This window comes from Paenibacillus sp. GXUN7292 (genome assembly GCF_050864975.1).
Taxonomy (GTDB): domain Bacteria; phylum Bacillota; class Bacilli; order Paenibacillales; family Paenibacillaceae; genus Pristimantibacillus.
Map to the genome: position 1 here is coordinate 50,713 of NZ_JBOZWO010000001.1, position 14,529 is coordinate 65,241.

The 14,529-nt window shown below is 44.5% G+C and carries 15 protein-coding genes; 12 read left to right on the forward strand and 3 right to left on the reverse strand.

The genetic code is table 11. The annotated features are described in order from the left end of the window. Positions 1-236: 236 nt before the first annotated feature. Entirely contained in the window at positions 237-1,373 is a 1,137-nt protein-coding gene (gene mnmA, locus ACRRU2_RS00250; protein ID WP_331702144.1) for a tRNA 2-thiouridine(34) synthase MnmA, read from the reverse strand. Between the two features lie 154 nt (positions 1,374-1,527). On the opposite strand from mnmA, the gene cymR reads away from it, so the two are divergent. The 5 genes from cymR to ACRRU2_RS00275 all read left to right on the forward strand — a co-directional run bounded on the left by cymR (position 1,528) and on the right by ACRRU2_RS00275 (position 4,526). Then, positions 1,528-1,947, forward strand: a complete 420-nt coding sequence (cymR, locus tag ACRRU2_RS00255; RefSeq protein WP_331702145.1) for a cysteine metabolism transcriptional regulator CymR — start codon at positions 1,528-1,530, stop codon at positions 1,945-1,947. 24 nt (positions 1,948-1,971) lie between these two features. Beyond that, on the forward strand, positions 1,972-3,141 hold the full coding sequence (locus tag ACRRU2_RS00260) for a cysteine desulfurase family protein (protein WP_331702146.1): 1,170 nt from the start codon (positions 1,972-1,974) through the stop codon (positions 3,139-3,141). Between the two features lie 6 nt (positions 3,142-3,147). Further along, positions 3,148-3,684 carry a PRC-barrel domain-containing protein gene (locus ACRRU2_RS00265; protein ID WP_331702147.1) on the forward strand — a complete coding sequence of 179 codons (537 nt, stop codon included), beginning with the start codon at positions 3,148-3,150 and terminating at the stop codon, positions 3,682-3,684. Positions 3,685-3,697: 13 nt separating this feature from the next. Next, complete coding sequence (locus tag ACRRU2_RS00270; protein WP_331702148.1) at positions 3,698-3,889, forward strand: hypothetical protein; 192 nt, start codon at positions 3,698-3,700, stop codon at positions 3,887-3,889. Positions 3,890-4,037: 148 nt separating this feature from the next. After that, positions 4,038-4,526, forward strand: coding sequence for an SMI1/KNR4 family protein (locus tag ACRRU2_RS00275; protein ID WP_331702149.1), 489 nt, complete (start codon positions 4,038-4,040; stop codon positions 4,524-4,526). A 140-nt stretch (positions 4,527-4,666) separates the two neighbouring features. Here ACRRU2_RS00275 and ACRRU2_RS00280 read toward each other — a convergent pair whose 3' ends face one another. Together ACRRU2_RS00280 and ACRRU2_RS00285 are read right to left on the reverse strand one after the other, a co-directional pair. Continuing rightward, a complete protein-coding gene (locus ACRRU2_RS00280) occupies positions 4,667-6,100 on the reverse strand; it encodes an MBOAT family O-acyltransferase (protein WP_432499579.1) in 1,434 nt (477 codons plus the stop codon). Further along, positions 6,090-7,199 carry a hypothetical protein gene (locus ACRRU2_RS00285; RefSeq protein ID WP_331702151.1) on the reverse strand — a complete coding sequence of 370 codons (1,110 nt, stop codon included), beginning with the start codon at positions 7,197-7,199 and terminating at the stop codon, positions 6,090-6,092. Before ACRRU2_RS00285 ends, ACRRU2_RS00280 begins: the two co-directional genes overlap by 11 nt. 235 nt (positions 7,200-7,434) lie before the next feature. On the opposite strand from ACRRU2_RS00285, the gene ACRRU2_RS00290 reads away from it, so the two are divergent. The 7 genes from ACRRU2_RS00290 (at position 7,435) to mltG (ending at position 14,443) form a co-directional block, all read left to right on the forward strand. Further along, positions 7,435-8,505: an AI-2E family transporter gene (locus ACRRU2_RS00290; protein ID WP_331702179.1), complete on the forward strand. Its 1,071-nt coding sequence runs from the start codon at positions 7,435-7,437 to the stop codon at positions 8,503-8,505. Between the two features lie 453 nt (positions 8,506-8,958). Further along, entirely contained in the window at positions 8,959-11,595 is a 2,637-nt protein-coding gene (alaS, locus tag ACRRU2_RS00295; protein WP_432499580.1) for an alanine--tRNA ligase, read from the forward strand. 108 nt (positions 11,596-11,703) lie between these two features. Further along, entirely contained in the window at positions 11,704-11,967 is a 264-nt protein-coding gene (locus ACRRU2_RS00300; protein WP_331702153.1) for an IreB family regulatory phosphoprotein, read from the forward strand. A 106-nt stretch (positions 11,968-12,073) separates the two neighbouring features. After that, positions 12,074-12,490, forward strand: coding sequence for a Holliday junction resolvase RuvX (ruvX, locus tag ACRRU2_RS00305; RefSeq protein WP_331702154.1), 417 nt, complete (start codon positions 12,074-12,076; stop codon positions 12,488-12,490). A gap of 8 nt (positions 12,491-12,498) precedes the next feature. Continuing rightward, positions 12,499-12,795 carry a DUF1292 domain-containing protein gene (locus tag ACRRU2_RS00310; protein ID WP_331702155.1) on the forward strand — a complete coding sequence of 99 codons (297 nt, stop codon included), beginning with the start codon at positions 12,499-12,501 and terminating at the stop codon, positions 12,793-12,795. Next, entirely contained in the window at positions 12,795-13,106 is a 312-nt protein-coding gene (locus ACRRU2_RS00315) for a DUF1292 domain-containing protein (RefSeq protein ID WP_331702156.1), read from the forward strand. The genes ACRRU2_RS00310 and ACRRU2_RS00315 overlap by 1 nt, the downstream gene beginning before the upstream one ends. Positions 13,107-13,336: 230 nt before the next feature. Further along, positions 13,337-14,443, forward strand: coding sequence for an endolytic transglycosylase MltG (gene mltG / locus ACRRU2_RS00320; protein ID WP_331702157.1), 1,107 nt, complete (start codon positions 13,337-13,339; stop codon positions 14,441-14,443). Positions 14,444-14,529: the final 86 nt, after the last annotated feature.

Genomic DNA, 14,529 nt, shown 5'->3' on the forward strand with positions numbered 1-14,529 from the left:
TTTTATTATAGCAAAGCGAGCCGGGCTTGAATGTAGCTATATGTGGTCATTTCGTAACGAACCTTTGAACGTTGTATGACAAATCCACCAACAAGGAAACTTCTAATGAGTCGACGAAACTTTGGCTAGGTACAATGTCTAGATAAAATAAAAGTACAGTATAAGGAAAAACTTCTACTGTACTTTATTTTTCGCATCGCAGACTCTTGCCGCGATTTCATATTTATAAGCAGTTATTAAACTTCGGCATGCAGCGCATCCCGGCTAATTGCGTTTACTTTATCGATTGTGCCGCCGCCAAGGCAAATTTCACCATTGTACAGCACTACAGCCTGTCCAGGCGTAATAGCTTTCTGCGGCTTGTCAAAGACAATATGCGCTGTGCCGTCTTCGCCAGGCATGACAGTTACCCCTTGATCAGGCTGGCGGTATCTGAATTTTGCAGTGCAGACGATGGGCTCCATTGACTGCAGCGGCTTGATCCAATTCATTCCGGAAGCCTCGAGGCTTTCCGAATAAAGGCTTTCATGCTGCTCGCCCTGCACAACATACAAAATGTTTTGCTCCAAATCCTTGCTGGCTACGAACCACGGCTCGCCATTGCCGCCCCCCGAGCCGCCGATGCCAAGGCCTTGCCGTTGACCTAGCGTGTAGTACATCAATCCGTCATGTCGGCCTTTTTTCTCGCCTGTGCGAATATCGATCATATCGCCTGGCTGAGCTGGCAGATAGCCGCTTAGGAAGGTTTTGAAATTGCGCTCGCCGATAAAGCAGACGCCCGTGCTGTCTTTTTTCTTAGCGGTATGAAGCCCGGCCTCCTCGGCAATGCGGCGGACTTCCGGCTTAGGCAAGTGGCCGATTGGGAACATGGCCTTAGCTAGCTGCTTTTGATTCAAAGCACATAAAAAGTACGTTTGATCCTTATTGGCATCTACACCGCGCAGCAGCGTTGCTTCTCCGTTCTCATCGCGCTCCACTCTGGCGTAGTGTCCTGTAGCCAAATAATCTGCGCCAAGCTCAGTAGCTTTTTTAAGGAAATCACCGAATTTAATTTCTCTGTTGCACATAACATCGGGGTTGGGAGTGCGTCCCTTGCGATATTCATCCAGGAAATAGGAGAACACTTTGTCATAGTATTGTATCTCAAAATTTACCGTATAATAGGGGATGCCGATTTGCTCGCACACGCGGCGAACATCTTCAGAGTCCGCTTCGGCTGTGCAATGGCCGAATTCGTCAGTATCATCCCAGTTTTTCATAAATATTCCAATCACATCGTAGCCTTGCTGTTTAAGCAGGAGGGCTGTGACTGAAGAATCAACGCCGCCGGACATGCCGACAACGACTCTTGTTGAAGCATTATCTTTATTCATCTCTTACACCACCTTGTCGATTAAAACATGTCCTATTGTATCATAATATGAAATAATTTTCATGAAGTAGTCAACCTTTTTGCACAACTTATGCTATGGATGTGTTAACATATATAAATAATGGGGATACAATGATTTAAAGAGAGGTGCTACCTTGAAAATATCAACGAAGGGCCGTTACGGCTTAACAATTATGATGGAACTGGCAGCGAAATATGGAGAAGGTCCGATTTCCTTGAAGAGCATTGCAGAAAAAAATCAATTGTCGGAGCATTATTTGGAGCAATTGGTCGCTCCGCTTAGAAATGCAGGCTTGGTAAAAAGTATTCGCGGTGCATACGGCGGCTATATTCTTGCGGCTGAACCGGCCGACATTACAGCGGGTCAAATTATCCGTATATTGGAGGGCCCGATTTCGCCGGTTGATTTCACTGAAGAGGATGATCCAGCCAAACGCCAGCTGTGGCTTCGTATTCGCGATAGTATCGCAGAGGTGCTTGACAGCACGACTTTAGAGAATATGATTACTTATCAAGATGAGGAAAAAGCTGATAATTATATGTTCTACATATAATACAGCCGCTTAGAGGATAAAGAAATGAGAAGGATTTATTTCGATCATGCTGCAACGACGCCAATGCATCCGGATGTTATAGATGCAATGGTTCGCGTCATGCAATCACAAGCAGGAAATAGCTCCAGTGTACACGCCTTCGGCCGCATGGCGAAGGCGTGTTTGAGTGATTCGCGCGATCAAGCTGCCAAGCTGCTTGGATGCAGCCCGTCAGAGCTGCTCTTTACTTCGGGCGGGACAGAAAGCGATAATACAGCGCTGATCGGCGCAGCCTTCGCACAGCGCAAGCTTGGCAAAAATCACCTGATTACGACTGAAGCTGAACATCATGCTGTTCTTCATACGATGAAATGGCTGGAGAAGGAGCATGGCTTTGCGGTAACCATATTGCCGGTCGATCAGGCCGCCCGCGTAGCTGCCGACACGGTGAAGCAAGCGCTGCGACCTGAGACAGGGCTCGTCAGCATTATGCACGGCAACAACGAAATCGGTTCGCTTCAGCCGATTAAACAGATTGGCGAAGTTGTACAGCAGGCAGGCGCGCTGTTTCATGTGGATGCCGTGCAGACGCTGAGCTCCGAGGAATATCATCTGCATGCGCTTCCTGTCGATTTAATGAGCTTTTCAGCTCATAAAATTAACGGGCCGCAAGGCGTAGGGGTTTTATATATCGCAAACGGGACTCCTTTCGAAGCGATTATTCATGGCGGGTCGCAGGAGCGCAAACGACGTGCGGGCACTGAAAATATCGCAGGTGCAGCCGGATTTGCCGCTGCGCTAAAAATTTGTGTGGAAAATAGAAAAAATAAGCAACTTTTCATGGACGAGCTGCGTAAAAGATGGATAGAGCTGCTGCGAGAGCATATTCAAATGATTCCGCTCGTCGTTCATGAAAGCAAAGGGCATCAGCTTCCGCAAATCGTTAATATTAGCTTTGTCGGAATTGATACAGAAACGATGCTGATGAATTTGGATATGGAAGGAATCGCTGCTGCAAGCGGTTCTGCCTGCACGTCAGGCTCCCTGGAAAGATCGCATGTGCTTCGCGCCATGCGTATTCCTGCAGAAGAAATGGATTCTGCTGTGAGATTTAGTTTTGGTTTGGGGAATACTTTGGAGGAGCTAGAATACGCAGCTCCAATCGTTGCCAAAATTGTGAGCCGCGTTCAAGAAATGAACTCGGGAGGACAATAATCCAAAGTGATAAAACTTCAACAACTTATCGGCTTGTCTGTTTTCGTCATGCATTCAGGCAAACGAATCGGCACAGTAAAGGATGCTTGGTTTGACGAGCATTGGCAGCTAAATGGCATTATCATAGACTTTGCGAGCTGGTTCGCTACTTCATTAAAGGTTGTGCCATGGTCTGAAGTGTTGTCTTGTGGTGAAGACGTCGTATTGATTAGCAGTGAAAAAGCGATTGTTCGCATGAAATCTAATCAAATTATGCGCGCGTTTTACACCGGCGTTACAAAATTAAAGGATTTGCCAGTCGTAACGGTGCAGGGCATGCAGCTTGGCCGAGTGTCCGATGTTTATTTTTATCCATTTCAGGGTACACAAATAGTAGGCTACGAGCTTACGGACGGTTTTGTTTCGGATTTGATGGAGGGACGCAGGTGGTTGAAGGCGCCGAGTGACAAGGAGCAAATTATGCTTGGCGAGGATGCTATTATCGTTCCTGCTGTCAGCGAAGCGGAATTGGAGCCAGTCGCAGCTTCCAATTTCACTAGGTAGGGAGAATGGTAGTATGAAATGTCCGAATTGCAATTCGAAAGATATCGGAAAAATCGGTTCTCATCAATTTTATTGCTGGGGCTGTTTTATTGAATTGACTGTTAATGGCGACAAAATGTCGGTATATCAGGTTGAAGAGGATGGGACGCTCAGCTCGCTGGACGATCTTTTCTTTGAAGATGAAATTGTGCAAGTACAACTATAAGCGGCTGGAAGCAGCTGCATAATGAAATAAGATGACAAACAGCTTCGAACGGGCAGTACAGGTGCAAAGAGCTTGAAGAACATTTCTTCAAGCTCTTTTTGAATGCTATGTTAAGCAATTATTATAGAAATTTATAAGAAGGTGAAATATGAAAAATAATATTGAAAAATTTATTAATTGGGCTAGAGAAGAAAAGTGGAATATAATCGAGCAATCTAAAACTGATTTAAATCTGGATAAAGAGATAGTGACTAGATATAAGGAATTTCCACCCGAGTACAAGCTATTTTTGAAAATGGTTAAACAATGCATAACGCCGAACGATAAAACTTGGTTTGTTTGTGAAAGCGAGTACAATAATGAGTCAGAGTTTAGATGGAATGAATTTGAATGGCTAAGTTTAGAAGCAGCAGAGAACGATGGAAATTGGAAATCGGATATTATAAAGTGGTGGGATAATTACTTGCCGATCGTAATGTCAGTAGATGGAGGATATTCCTTTTATGCAATGGATTTAACGTACGATGCAGGAGCAATTGTAAGAGGATATGAACCGGAGTTTGAAGAGGTAGAAAAAGTAGCTGACAATCTTGACGAATTTCTCCAGTTGATTATGTCTAACGCAATAATAATGTAGAACAATAAATCAATAATAGTGCCGAAAAGTGAATGGGGACAAATCCTGCTAATATACATCATTTTAATGAAAATTTGATTAGTATTTCAGCAGGAATGTCCCCATTAATAATTTTGATCGGATCATGTTCCGTCAATAAATTAGAATTGGAAGTAAATAAAGCTGCTTCCTTCGCTATGCACAAGATATGAAAGGATGACCGTAGCTAAAATCGCATACACAGCACCGCGTACAATTGCCGGGATCCTCCGCTGCCAGAAGCTTGCAACAGCACCGAAATACTTGACAGCTATCGCTTCAATAATATGAAGTGCATATAGACAAATGACTACGATGCAAAGATGTGACAGCTCCGGCGTCAGCTCTACGTGCTGAATTGTCAGCATGCGCTTAATTAACAGTAAAGCCTCGCTAAATGTGTTTGCTCTAAAAAACACCCATCCAATAACAGTCAGCTGAAAAAAAATGAAAACTGCGAATATGTGATAAATGCGGCTGCTCCAAATCGCTTCCAATTTGCATTTTTTAATAATAATTTTGTACATGCGATGTCCGGCAGACAGCACCCCGTGATAAACACCCCAAATAATAAATGTCCACGCTGCGCCGTGCCATAAGCCTGAAATTGCCATAGCGGCAATCAGATTGAAATAGATGCGCCAGTTAGCAACTCGCGAGCCGCCTAGCAGGATGAAAATGTAATCCCTGATCCACTGTGATAATGTAATATGCCATCTTCTCCAAAATTCATTGGCGTTAGCGCTCAAGTACGGCGTACGGAAGTTAAGGTCGAGCTGAAGCCCGAGCAGCAGTCCGATACCGACAGCCATCTCGCTGTAGGCAGAGAAATCAAAATAGATTTGAAAGGCGAATAAATAGGAAGCGAGCCAAGCCTCAACGCCGCTTAAGGAGCTGGCGCGGTCATAGTAGTCATTGACATACGGCGCAATGTATTCGACGATGACAAGCTTTTTGATTAGTCCTAAACAAATGTACGTGACGCCTAGCTTGAAGCGATTGCTTTCCGGTCTGATTTTTTTGATTGCTTCAAGCTGCGGCAAGAAATCATTGCCTCGCAAAATCGGTCCTGCAGCCGAGTGGGCAAACAAAGCGATAAATACCCAAAATTGCAGCAAGGAACGGCTTGGCTGCAGCTGCTTGCGGTAAACGTCGATCAAATAAGCAATAAGCTGAAAGGAATAAAAGGATATGCCGATCGGCAATAAAATGGATCGATCCGCTAAAATCGTTCCAGACAGGTCAAATTGAAAGCCAAGCAGTCTTTCCATATTTCCAATTAAAAAAATCGAATATTTAAAAAAGCTAAGATTGCCAAGTACTATCGTAAGTCCGCTTGCAAGCGCAAGCTTTCTCCATTTCGTTTGCAGGCCTTTCGAAATAAAATAGACGGATGAAACGACAATGAAAAATAATACAAAATATGAAAAGCCCGCATAAGCGTAAAATAAGGCGTTGGCGATTGCTAAAATATACATTCTTGCTTTTGGCAGGAGATAGAATAGCAGCGCTACAATAATTAGAAAAAACAAAAAAATAGGTGAATTAAAGAGCATTGCCCGTTCTCCTCTCCTGCCATAAGCCCCATACGATGTCTGCAAGCAGCTTGTTGCCGTCCTTGGTCAAATGAACATGATCCGTAAAATAATCAGATGGAATTTTATCCTGCAAATTAATAAAGTCAACGTTGTTGTCCTGCAAATATTTATTAATCGCCAGCAAATTTTGCTGATAGCCAGTAGTGCTGACTTCTTTTTTGGAAAGCTCGCTATTGCCGCCTGCTACAAATACAAGCATGTTTTTGCCTGCTTGATGCTTAATTATTTTGTTCATAAAATAAACGCCCCAGTTGCTTTCTTCCATAACAAACGGCTCCGGATTAAAAAAGCTTAAATATTCAGGCCTTTGCAATCGGTCATCCGTATATTTTTTTTCGTACCACGGCTTGGGATTGCCTAGCAGATCGCTGTCCTTTTTTTCCTGTTCCCAATAGCTCTCAATTATACCCTTGTATTTGTAGAGCGGAAAAATATTAAGCAGCTTATGCGTGTAAGTATCCTCGATATAGCTCCAGCCTGTTTTATAAACGTAATAATCTTTTATAAGCTGATCTTTGACATCAGCAAAAGACGGCGGATCAAGCTGCCGCAAGTGATCTCCGAGCCAAAAAACAGCTCTTGGCCCTTCGGAACGGTCGACAAAAGCAGAGTAAGTGAGTCCGATAATAAGATTGTCGGTTTTGATTCCCTTTTTCTCCAGCATCAACAGCAGCGTATAAATGTCGCCGGCCTGCATCGAAGGCATGGAAAGATTGAATACAACTTGCCTATGCTGCGGATTTTGCTGGCTTAAGTCATTCAAATATTTACCAAGTGAATGATCCGATCGTTCGTTGGTTCCCCAGGCCACGGAGTTGCCGGCCATAATAATGTAATCCTCCAGCTTGTCCTTTTGTATGGTATTGGCGATTTCCTCAACGACTACATCGAATGTAGTGCGATCATCAAGAAATATTGGATATTTGATACGGTAATGATAGACGGTGTCCAGATTGACATAGCCGCTAATTACACTCTGCATGCCAATAAAAAAGATAAGTGCGAAAAGTCCCGTTAAAGTGCCATTGTATTTTTTGAAAATCGTGCGAATCGACATAATGCCTCCCAATAAACTTCTAATATATATGGATACCTGCAGAACAGGGGACTATAGTTGTTAAGCAAAAAAATGGGTCAGCTTCGTATCACCTGTATGATTATATCAAAATCAGAATGAAAAGTGTTGGGGTTCAAGTATGGTATTTATAACTTGTACATATACTTAAATGCAATGCTTAATTGACACTGCTGACGCCTAAGACAATTGTGCCTTGCTGCTGGAGGTGGAAATGATGGAACGCTTTACGAATAATCGTTTGTTTCAATGGCTCATATACTTCATTTTATGCCTAATTGCCATTTACTTGCTGCTGCAGCTAAAGCCGATGCTGCTTAATATATATGTATTTCTGCGGGCTGTGCTAGGTCCTTTTATAATCGCTATGATAATCTCTTATGTGTTAAACCCGATCGTTACGATGCTGCATGAGCGCAATGTCCCCAGAACGATAGCTGTGCTGTTAATTTACGCTGTTTTTTGTGCGGCCCTGACCGTTATTCTCGTTAATGCCATACCGATGTTTATTAACCAGGTGCAGGAGCTGAACCGACATATGCCGGAGCTGTCGATGCGAGCGCAAAATTTAGTATCCGATATTAATAATACGTCGCTGCTGCCAGAAAGCTTTAGAGAGAGCTTAAATAAAATGCTTGTGCATTCGGAGAAAAAAATTAGCGAAACCTTAATGGACTTCGTCAATAATATAGGCGAGATGTTGAACGCCGTTTTTGTAGCCTTTATCATTCCGTTTCTCGCTTTCTACATATTGAAGGATTTCGATGTGTTTGAAAGGACGATTATTACCTATGTGCCGAAGTCGCATCGCAAAAATGCTGTCCGATTAATGAAGGATATCGATCATGCGCTCGGCAGCTATATTCGCGGTCAGTTTCTAGTTTGTGTAATTGTCGGCATGCTCGCTTATTTTGGCTATCTGATTATTGGCATGCCATATGCGTTGCTGCTGGCCAGTGTTGTAGCTATTACGAACATTATTCCTTACATGGGCCCGTTTTTCGGAGCTGCTCCTGCTATATTGATGGCTTCAACCGTCTCGTTCAAAATGGTCATTATGGTAGCTGTAGTGAATACCATTTGTCAAATATTGGAGGGCAATGTTATTTCTCCGCAGGTCGTGGGGCGGACGCTGCATATGCATCCTCTGTTTATTATATTCGCTTTGCTCGTCGGCGGCGAAATAGCAGGCATAGTAGGCATGATATTGGCAGTGCCGATCTTTGCCGCTTGCAAAGTTATTGTCCAGCATATGTTTGCTTATTACGTAAGGAGAAAGATCATTTGACAGCAGTAATCGCTTATGGCTATAATCTGAACAGGCATATATGAAAGCGTTGATGAAAATAAGTAAGCTACTGCCCATCAATCAGAGAGAAGGCTCCTTCGTTGTTTGTTTTGCGCGCGCAAGCAGAGCATTGTGCTAATGGCAAATAAACTGCGCTGGCTGAGAGAGCTTTAGGATGAAGAGTAGCCGAACGCTGTTTCGGAGCGTGAATAAACTTCACCGGCTGGACCCGTTATAGTCCGATAAGGCGATTGCGCTCGAGCTGCGCAATAACCAGGGTGGTACCGCGAATTCATTCGTCCCTGTCATTGACAGGGGCGTTTTTTAAAATTATAAGACTTTATAAGTTTTACTATAACTTGTGCTTATAATTCCCGAGAAACCGAGCGTTCCCAGAAAAGGGCGCAAGCGTTTCTTCTTAATTTTCAAGTTGTCAGGGAGGAAATTATTAAGATGAAAGCTAGTGAAATCCGTGCAAAATGGCTTGCTTTTTTTGAAAGTAAAAGTCATAAAATTGAACCGAGCGCTTCGCTTGTGCCTCACAATGATCCATCGCTGCTATGGATAAATGCAGGTATGGCACCGCTAAAGCCTTATTTTGACGGTCGTGTTATTCCTGAAAATCCGAGAATGACCAACTCTCAAAAATGTATCCGCACAAATGATATAGAGAATGTCGGCAAAACGCGCCGTCATCATACTTTTTTCGAAATGCTCGGCAACTTCTCAATCGGCGATTATTTTAAGAAGGAAGCGATTGAATGGGCGTGGGAATTTCTAACGGATCCGAAATGGATTGGCTTTGATCCGCAGCGCTTGTCCGTAACGGTATATGTTGAGGACGAGGAAGCTTACAACCACTGGCATAATGTAATTGGTTTGCCGGAGGAGCGTATTTATAAGTTAAAGGAAGATAATTTCTGGGATATCGGCGAGGGGCCATGCGGACCTTGTACAGAAATTTTTTATGACCGCGGCGACAAGTATGGAGATTTGGCTGATCCGGAGTGCTGGCCAGGCGGAGAAAATGAACGTTTCCTGGAAGTATGGAATTTGGTATTTTCTCAATTCAACCATAATAAGGACGGCAGCTATACGCCGCTTCCGAAAAAAAATATTGATACAGGCGCAGGCCTGGAGCGCTTCGCATCGATTTTGCAGGACGTTGATTCCAACTTTGATACCGACTTGTTCCTGCCTATTATTGAGCGTGTAGCTCATATGTCTAATGTCACTTATCGCAGCAGCGAGGAATCCGATATTGCGATGAAAGTAATTGCTGACCATATTCGCACAGTCGTATTCGCAGTAGGCGATGGCGTAATGCCATCCAACGAAGGCAGAGGCTATATTATCCGCCGCTTGCTGCGCCGTGCTGTAAGATACGGAAAAACATTAGGCTTGGATCGTCCGTTCCTGTATGAGCTGACAGCTGTTGTTGGCGATATTATGGGCGTATACTACCCGGAGGTAGTACAAAAGCGCGAGTTTATCGAGCGAGTTATCCGTACAGAGGAGGAGCGCTTCCACGAAACATTGTCCGATGGCCTTGTTCTATTATCTACGCTTGCGGAGGAAGCAAAGAAAAACGGCGCAGCTGTAATAGGCGGCGAAGATGCTTTCAGGCTGTATGATACGTACGGATTTCCGTTTGATTTAACGGAGGATTTTGCTGCTGAGCATGGTATGACTGTTGACCGTGAAGGCTTTGATCTTGCGATGCAGGCACAGCGCGCCCGTGCCCGCGCAGCTCGTCAAGATACAGGAAGCATGAAGGTACAGGGCGGACCTTTATCGGATATTACGGATAAAAGTGAGTTTGTTGGCTATAATGACTTGGTAGCCAGCACTAAAGTTATTGCGATTGTTCTGGATGATGAGCTTGCTACTGAAGCGCATGAAGGCAATCAAATTGCTGTTATTCTGGACCGTACGCCTTTTTATGGCGAAAGCGGCGGACAGATTGGCGATAAAGGTACTATTACAGGCGAAGGCTTTGTATTAGAAGTGCAGGATGTCACGAAGGCTCCACACGGTCAGCATGTGCATCATGCTGCGGTTGTAACGGGCACTGTACGTGCTGGCGATACATCTGTAGCAGAGGTTTCCCGCGCCGTACGCGAGGATATCGTAAAGAATCATACAGCTACGCATTTGCTGCATAAGGCGCTCAAGCAAGTGCTCGGCGAACATGTGAATCAAGCCGGATCATTGGTGCAGGCTGAACGTTTGCGCTTTGACTTCTCTCATTTTGGAAGTATCACTGCAGAGGAACTGCAGCAAATTGAACGCCGTGTCAATGAGCAGATATGGCTCGGGACGAATGTTCAGATTGAAAGCAAATCGATCGATGATGCGAAGGCTATGGGCGCAATGGCGTTGTTTGGAGAAAAATATGGCGATATCGTGCGCGTCGTCCAAATTAGCGATTACAGTATTGAGCTTTGCGGCGGCTGCCATGTCGGTAATACTTCGCAGATCGGAATGTTCAAGCTGCTCGGCGAGAGCGGAATTGGCTCTGGCGTAAGAAGAATTGAAGCCGTTACTGGAAGACATGCATATAATTATTATGAAGAACAGCTAGCAGTGCTGAACCAAGCAGCAGCTCAGCTTAAATCAAGCACAGCGGATGTGCCAAAACGCATCGATGCCATGCTTGCCGAAGTCAAAGAGCTTTCTCGCGACAATGAATCGCTGCAGGCGAAGCTAAGTCATATTGAAGCGGGCTCCCTAGAAGAAAAGGCAATACAGGCTGGCGCAGTTAAGGTGCTGTGCGCAGAAGTTAATGCCCCTACGATGGACGCGCTTAGAGGAATTGTCGATGAGCTGAAGGTCAAGCTAGAATCCAGCGTCATTGTGCTGGGCGCTGTGCAAGAGGATAAGGTTAATTTTGCTGCAGCCGTTTCGGCCGATCTCGTTAAACAAGGCTTCCATGCAGGCAAGATTATTAAAGAAGCTGCTGCGCATTGCGGCGGCGGTGGCGGCGGGCGTCCTGATATGGCACAGGCAGGCGGCAAGGATAAGTCTAAATTAAGTGAAGCATTGAAACTTGTAGAAGAACTAGTTGTTAAGCAAGCAAATGTGATATGATAGAGGTGCATATAATTCGCCGGTAAACGCTCCTGACCAAAAGACGGCGGAGCCGTTTATCCTTCTGTGATTTAAGTATGATATGCTTCGAAAAGCGAGGTGCTGTTAGTGAGTTCCATGGACCAAACCATGAAGTTTAACGTGAAGGCGGAGGGGGTGGAAGCTTCTTCGGAAGACATTCTGCTGTCTGTGTATGAGGCGCTTCTTGAGAAAGAATACAATCCAATCAACCAGATCGTAGGTTATTTGCTGTCCGGAGATCCCGCGTATATTCCGCGGCACAACAACGCCAGAAGTTTAATTCGCAAAAAAGAACGAGACGAATTAATCGAAGAGCTGGTTCGGTTTTATCTTAAATCCAAAAAGTCATAATGCCAGCATTAGACATGGTTGGGTTCAATTAACCGTGCTTCCCCGGGAGAGCAATATACAGCAGATACACAAGTGGTATTAAGGAATGCAAGGAGCCGCTCATTACATGAGAGTTATGGGAATAGATTACGGAGATCGCAATATTGGAATCGCAATTAGCGACGCCTTCCAGTGGACTGCTCAAGGACTTGAAGTCGTTGAGAAAAGAAGAGATAGCGGAGAAATTGACCGCATCGCACAGTTGGTACGAGAGCATGAAGTATCGGAGGTAGTGCTAGGACTGCCGAAGAATATGAATGGCTCAATCGGCCCGCGTGGAGAAATTTCCATCGCATTTGCTGAGCTGCTAAAGGAAAAGCTCGGCATACCCGTTCACCTTTGGGATGAACGGCTGACGACCGTAGCAGCAGAAAAACTATTGGTTGATGCTGACGTCAGTCGTAAAAAACGAAAAGCCGTCATTGATAAGATGGCAGCAACGATTATTTTGCAAAATTATCTCGATTCTAAAACGAAAAGGTGAGGGTAACGATGTCAAAGGACGACATGCAGCATGAAGAACCGGAAATCATTTATATTCCGGATGAAGAAGGCAACGAGGAAGAGTTTGAAGTCATTATGAAGTTTGAAGTGGACAACTCGGATGCAATGTATATGATGGTTGTTCCGCTAATCAGCGAGAATGAGGAAGAGGATGAAGTCTACGCTTTCCGTTATGAAGAGGATGGCGACGATCTGAAGCTGTATACGATTGAAGATGAAGAAGAATGGAATATGGTCGAAGAAACTTTCAACACGCTAATGGGTGATTGGGAGGATCAGGATTAATGTCAGATGCACAGTATGCTGCTCCGCATCTGCTTCATCGGTTGAGCGAGGCATTCGGCAAAGTTATCGAGCTTGTCGATGACAACGGCGAGGAATTTGCTTATTACATCAAGGCTGAATTTCAGCTTGGCGATGCAGTCTATGCAGCACTTCAAACAGAAGATATGCGCAAGGAAGACGAGATTGATCTGTTCCGCGTAATCGAAATCGGCGACGATCTGCAGCTTGAATCGATTGACGATGAAGATGAATGGGAGACAGCCTGCGAAGCTTATGATGATTTGCAGTTTGCAGATGAAGAAAGACCTTAAAGATTGTGATGAATTACGCTAAGGGGACAGCTCGCCTGTCCTCTTTGCACCAATAAATCATCGATAAACGCGCTTCTCCAAAGAACAGCGGAGCCGTTTATCCTTGAATAAGTGCGTATAAGTGAACCTTATAGGCCATCATAAATATACACGCGGAAAACAGCTTTTGCCCTTGTGCTCGGCGATAGCTGTTTTCGTTTGTTCATTTCCGTAAAAGAAGGTGTAAATGCTTGGAGAAGGATAGGAAAAAAAAGCGAGTTCGCAAAAGAAAGCCAGGACCGAGAGTTTGGCTAATTAATTTATGGGTCGTTATCAGCCTGCTCAGCTTAATGGCGCTTACGGCAGGCGGCGCAGCATTTTATTTATGGAATAACTTGCGTCCAATGCCAGCCGGGCCTGCAACTGAAATTACAATTACAAAAGGGATGTCTGCAAAAGGCGTATCCAATGAGCTTGAGGAAAAAGGGATTATTAAAAATGCCACAATATTCAGCTATTATTTAAAATATAAAAAAGAAGGCTCACGCTTTCAGGCTGGCCAGTATGAGCTCACCCCCGGCATGGATACGACCCAAATTATAGCAAAGTTAAATTCTGGAGATACGATCAAAGCAGAGACTATACGCTTTACTATTCCGGAAGGTTATACGATTGAGCAAATCGCAGATAAGCTTTCAAATGAAAAATTGGTCGATAAAGACAAGTTTTTAAAGCTGCTTGAAGAGGACAAAACATGGGGCGAGGTAGAGTCAGTCTTGTCTTTACCAAAGAACGCCAAGCTTAAACATAAACTTGAAGGCTATTTGTTCCCGGAAACGTATGAGATGAAAATAGGCAGCACAGAAGAGGAAATCATTTTGCGCATGCTTGCCGAGATGGACCGCAAGCTGGGTACATTGCCTGATGGCTGGCAGGATACACTGGAGCAATCTGGCCTAACCTTCCATCAAATGCTCACTGTCGCTTCGCTTGTAGAGCGTGAGGTTGTTGTCGACTCGGAACGTCCGATCGTTGCGGGCGTCATTTTGAATCGCCTTGCCAAGCCGATGAGGCTGGAAATAGATGCGACGATTCAATATGCGCTGGATAAGCCTAAAGAACGCTTGCTGCATGCCGATCTGGAAATCGAAAGTCCATACAACACGTATCGCAACGACGGTTTGCCGCCAGGTCCGATCGCATCGCCAAGCCTTGCTTCTATATCGGCTGTGCTGAATCCGGAAAAAACGGATTATTTGTTCTATGTTACTAAGAAAGACGGTACCAATACGCATTATTTTGCTAAAACCTTTAGCGAACACCAAAAAAATATAGAAAAAAGCAACCAAGGCAAGTAATAATGGACAAGCTCGAGTGCAATCTTCAGATGATTGCAGCTCGAGTATTTTCTAAATATAGGAAAGTATAGGTTCTCACCTTATAC

Excerpts from the sequence above, each read along its gene's own strand:
- ACRRU2_RS00275 (WP_331702149.1), top strand. The coding sequence starts at position 4,038 with ATGAAAAATAATATTGAAAAATTTATTAATTGGGCTAGAGAAGAAAAG.
- ruvX (WP_331702154.1), top strand. The coding sequence starts at position 12,074 with ATGAGAGTTATGGGAATAGATTACGGAGATCGCAATATTGGAATCGCA.
- ACRRU2_RS00285 (WP_331702151.1), bottom strand. The coding sequence starts at position 7,199 with ATGTCGATTCGCACGATTTTCAAAAAATACAATGGCACTTTAACGGGA.
- alaS (WP_432499580.1), top strand. The coding sequence starts at position 8,959 with ATGAAAGCTAGTGAAATCCGTGCAAAATGGCTTGCTTTTTTTGAAAGT.
- ACRRU2_RS00270 (WP_331702148.1), top strand. The coding sequence starts at position 3,698 with ATGAAATGTCCGAATTGCAATTCGAAAGATATCGGAAAAATCGGTTCT.
- ACRRU2_RS00315 (WP_331702156.1), top strand. The coding sequence starts at position 12,795 with ATGTCAGATGCACAGTATGCTGCTCCGCATCTGCTTCATCGGTTGAGC.
- ACRRU2_RS00280 (WP_432499579.1), bottom strand. The coding sequence starts at position 6,100 with ATGCTCTTTAATTCACCTATTTTTTTGTTTTTTCTAATTATTGTAGCG.
- ACRRU2_RS00310 (WP_331702155.1), top strand. The coding sequence starts at position 12,499 with ATGTCAAAGGACGACATGCAGCATGAAGAACCGGAAATCATTTATATT.
- ACRRU2_RS00260 (WP_331702146.1), top strand. The coding sequence starts at position 1,972 with ATGAGAAGGATTTATTTCGATCATGCTGCAACGACGCCAATGCATCCG.
- mnmA (WP_331702144.1), bottom strand. The coding sequence starts at position 1,373 with ATGAATAAAGATAATGCTTCAACAAGAGTCGTTGTCGGCATGTCCGGC.
- ACRRU2_RS00290 (WP_331702179.1), top strand. The coding sequence starts at position 7,435 with ATGGAACGCTTTACGAATAATCGTTTGTTTCAATGGCTCATATACTTC.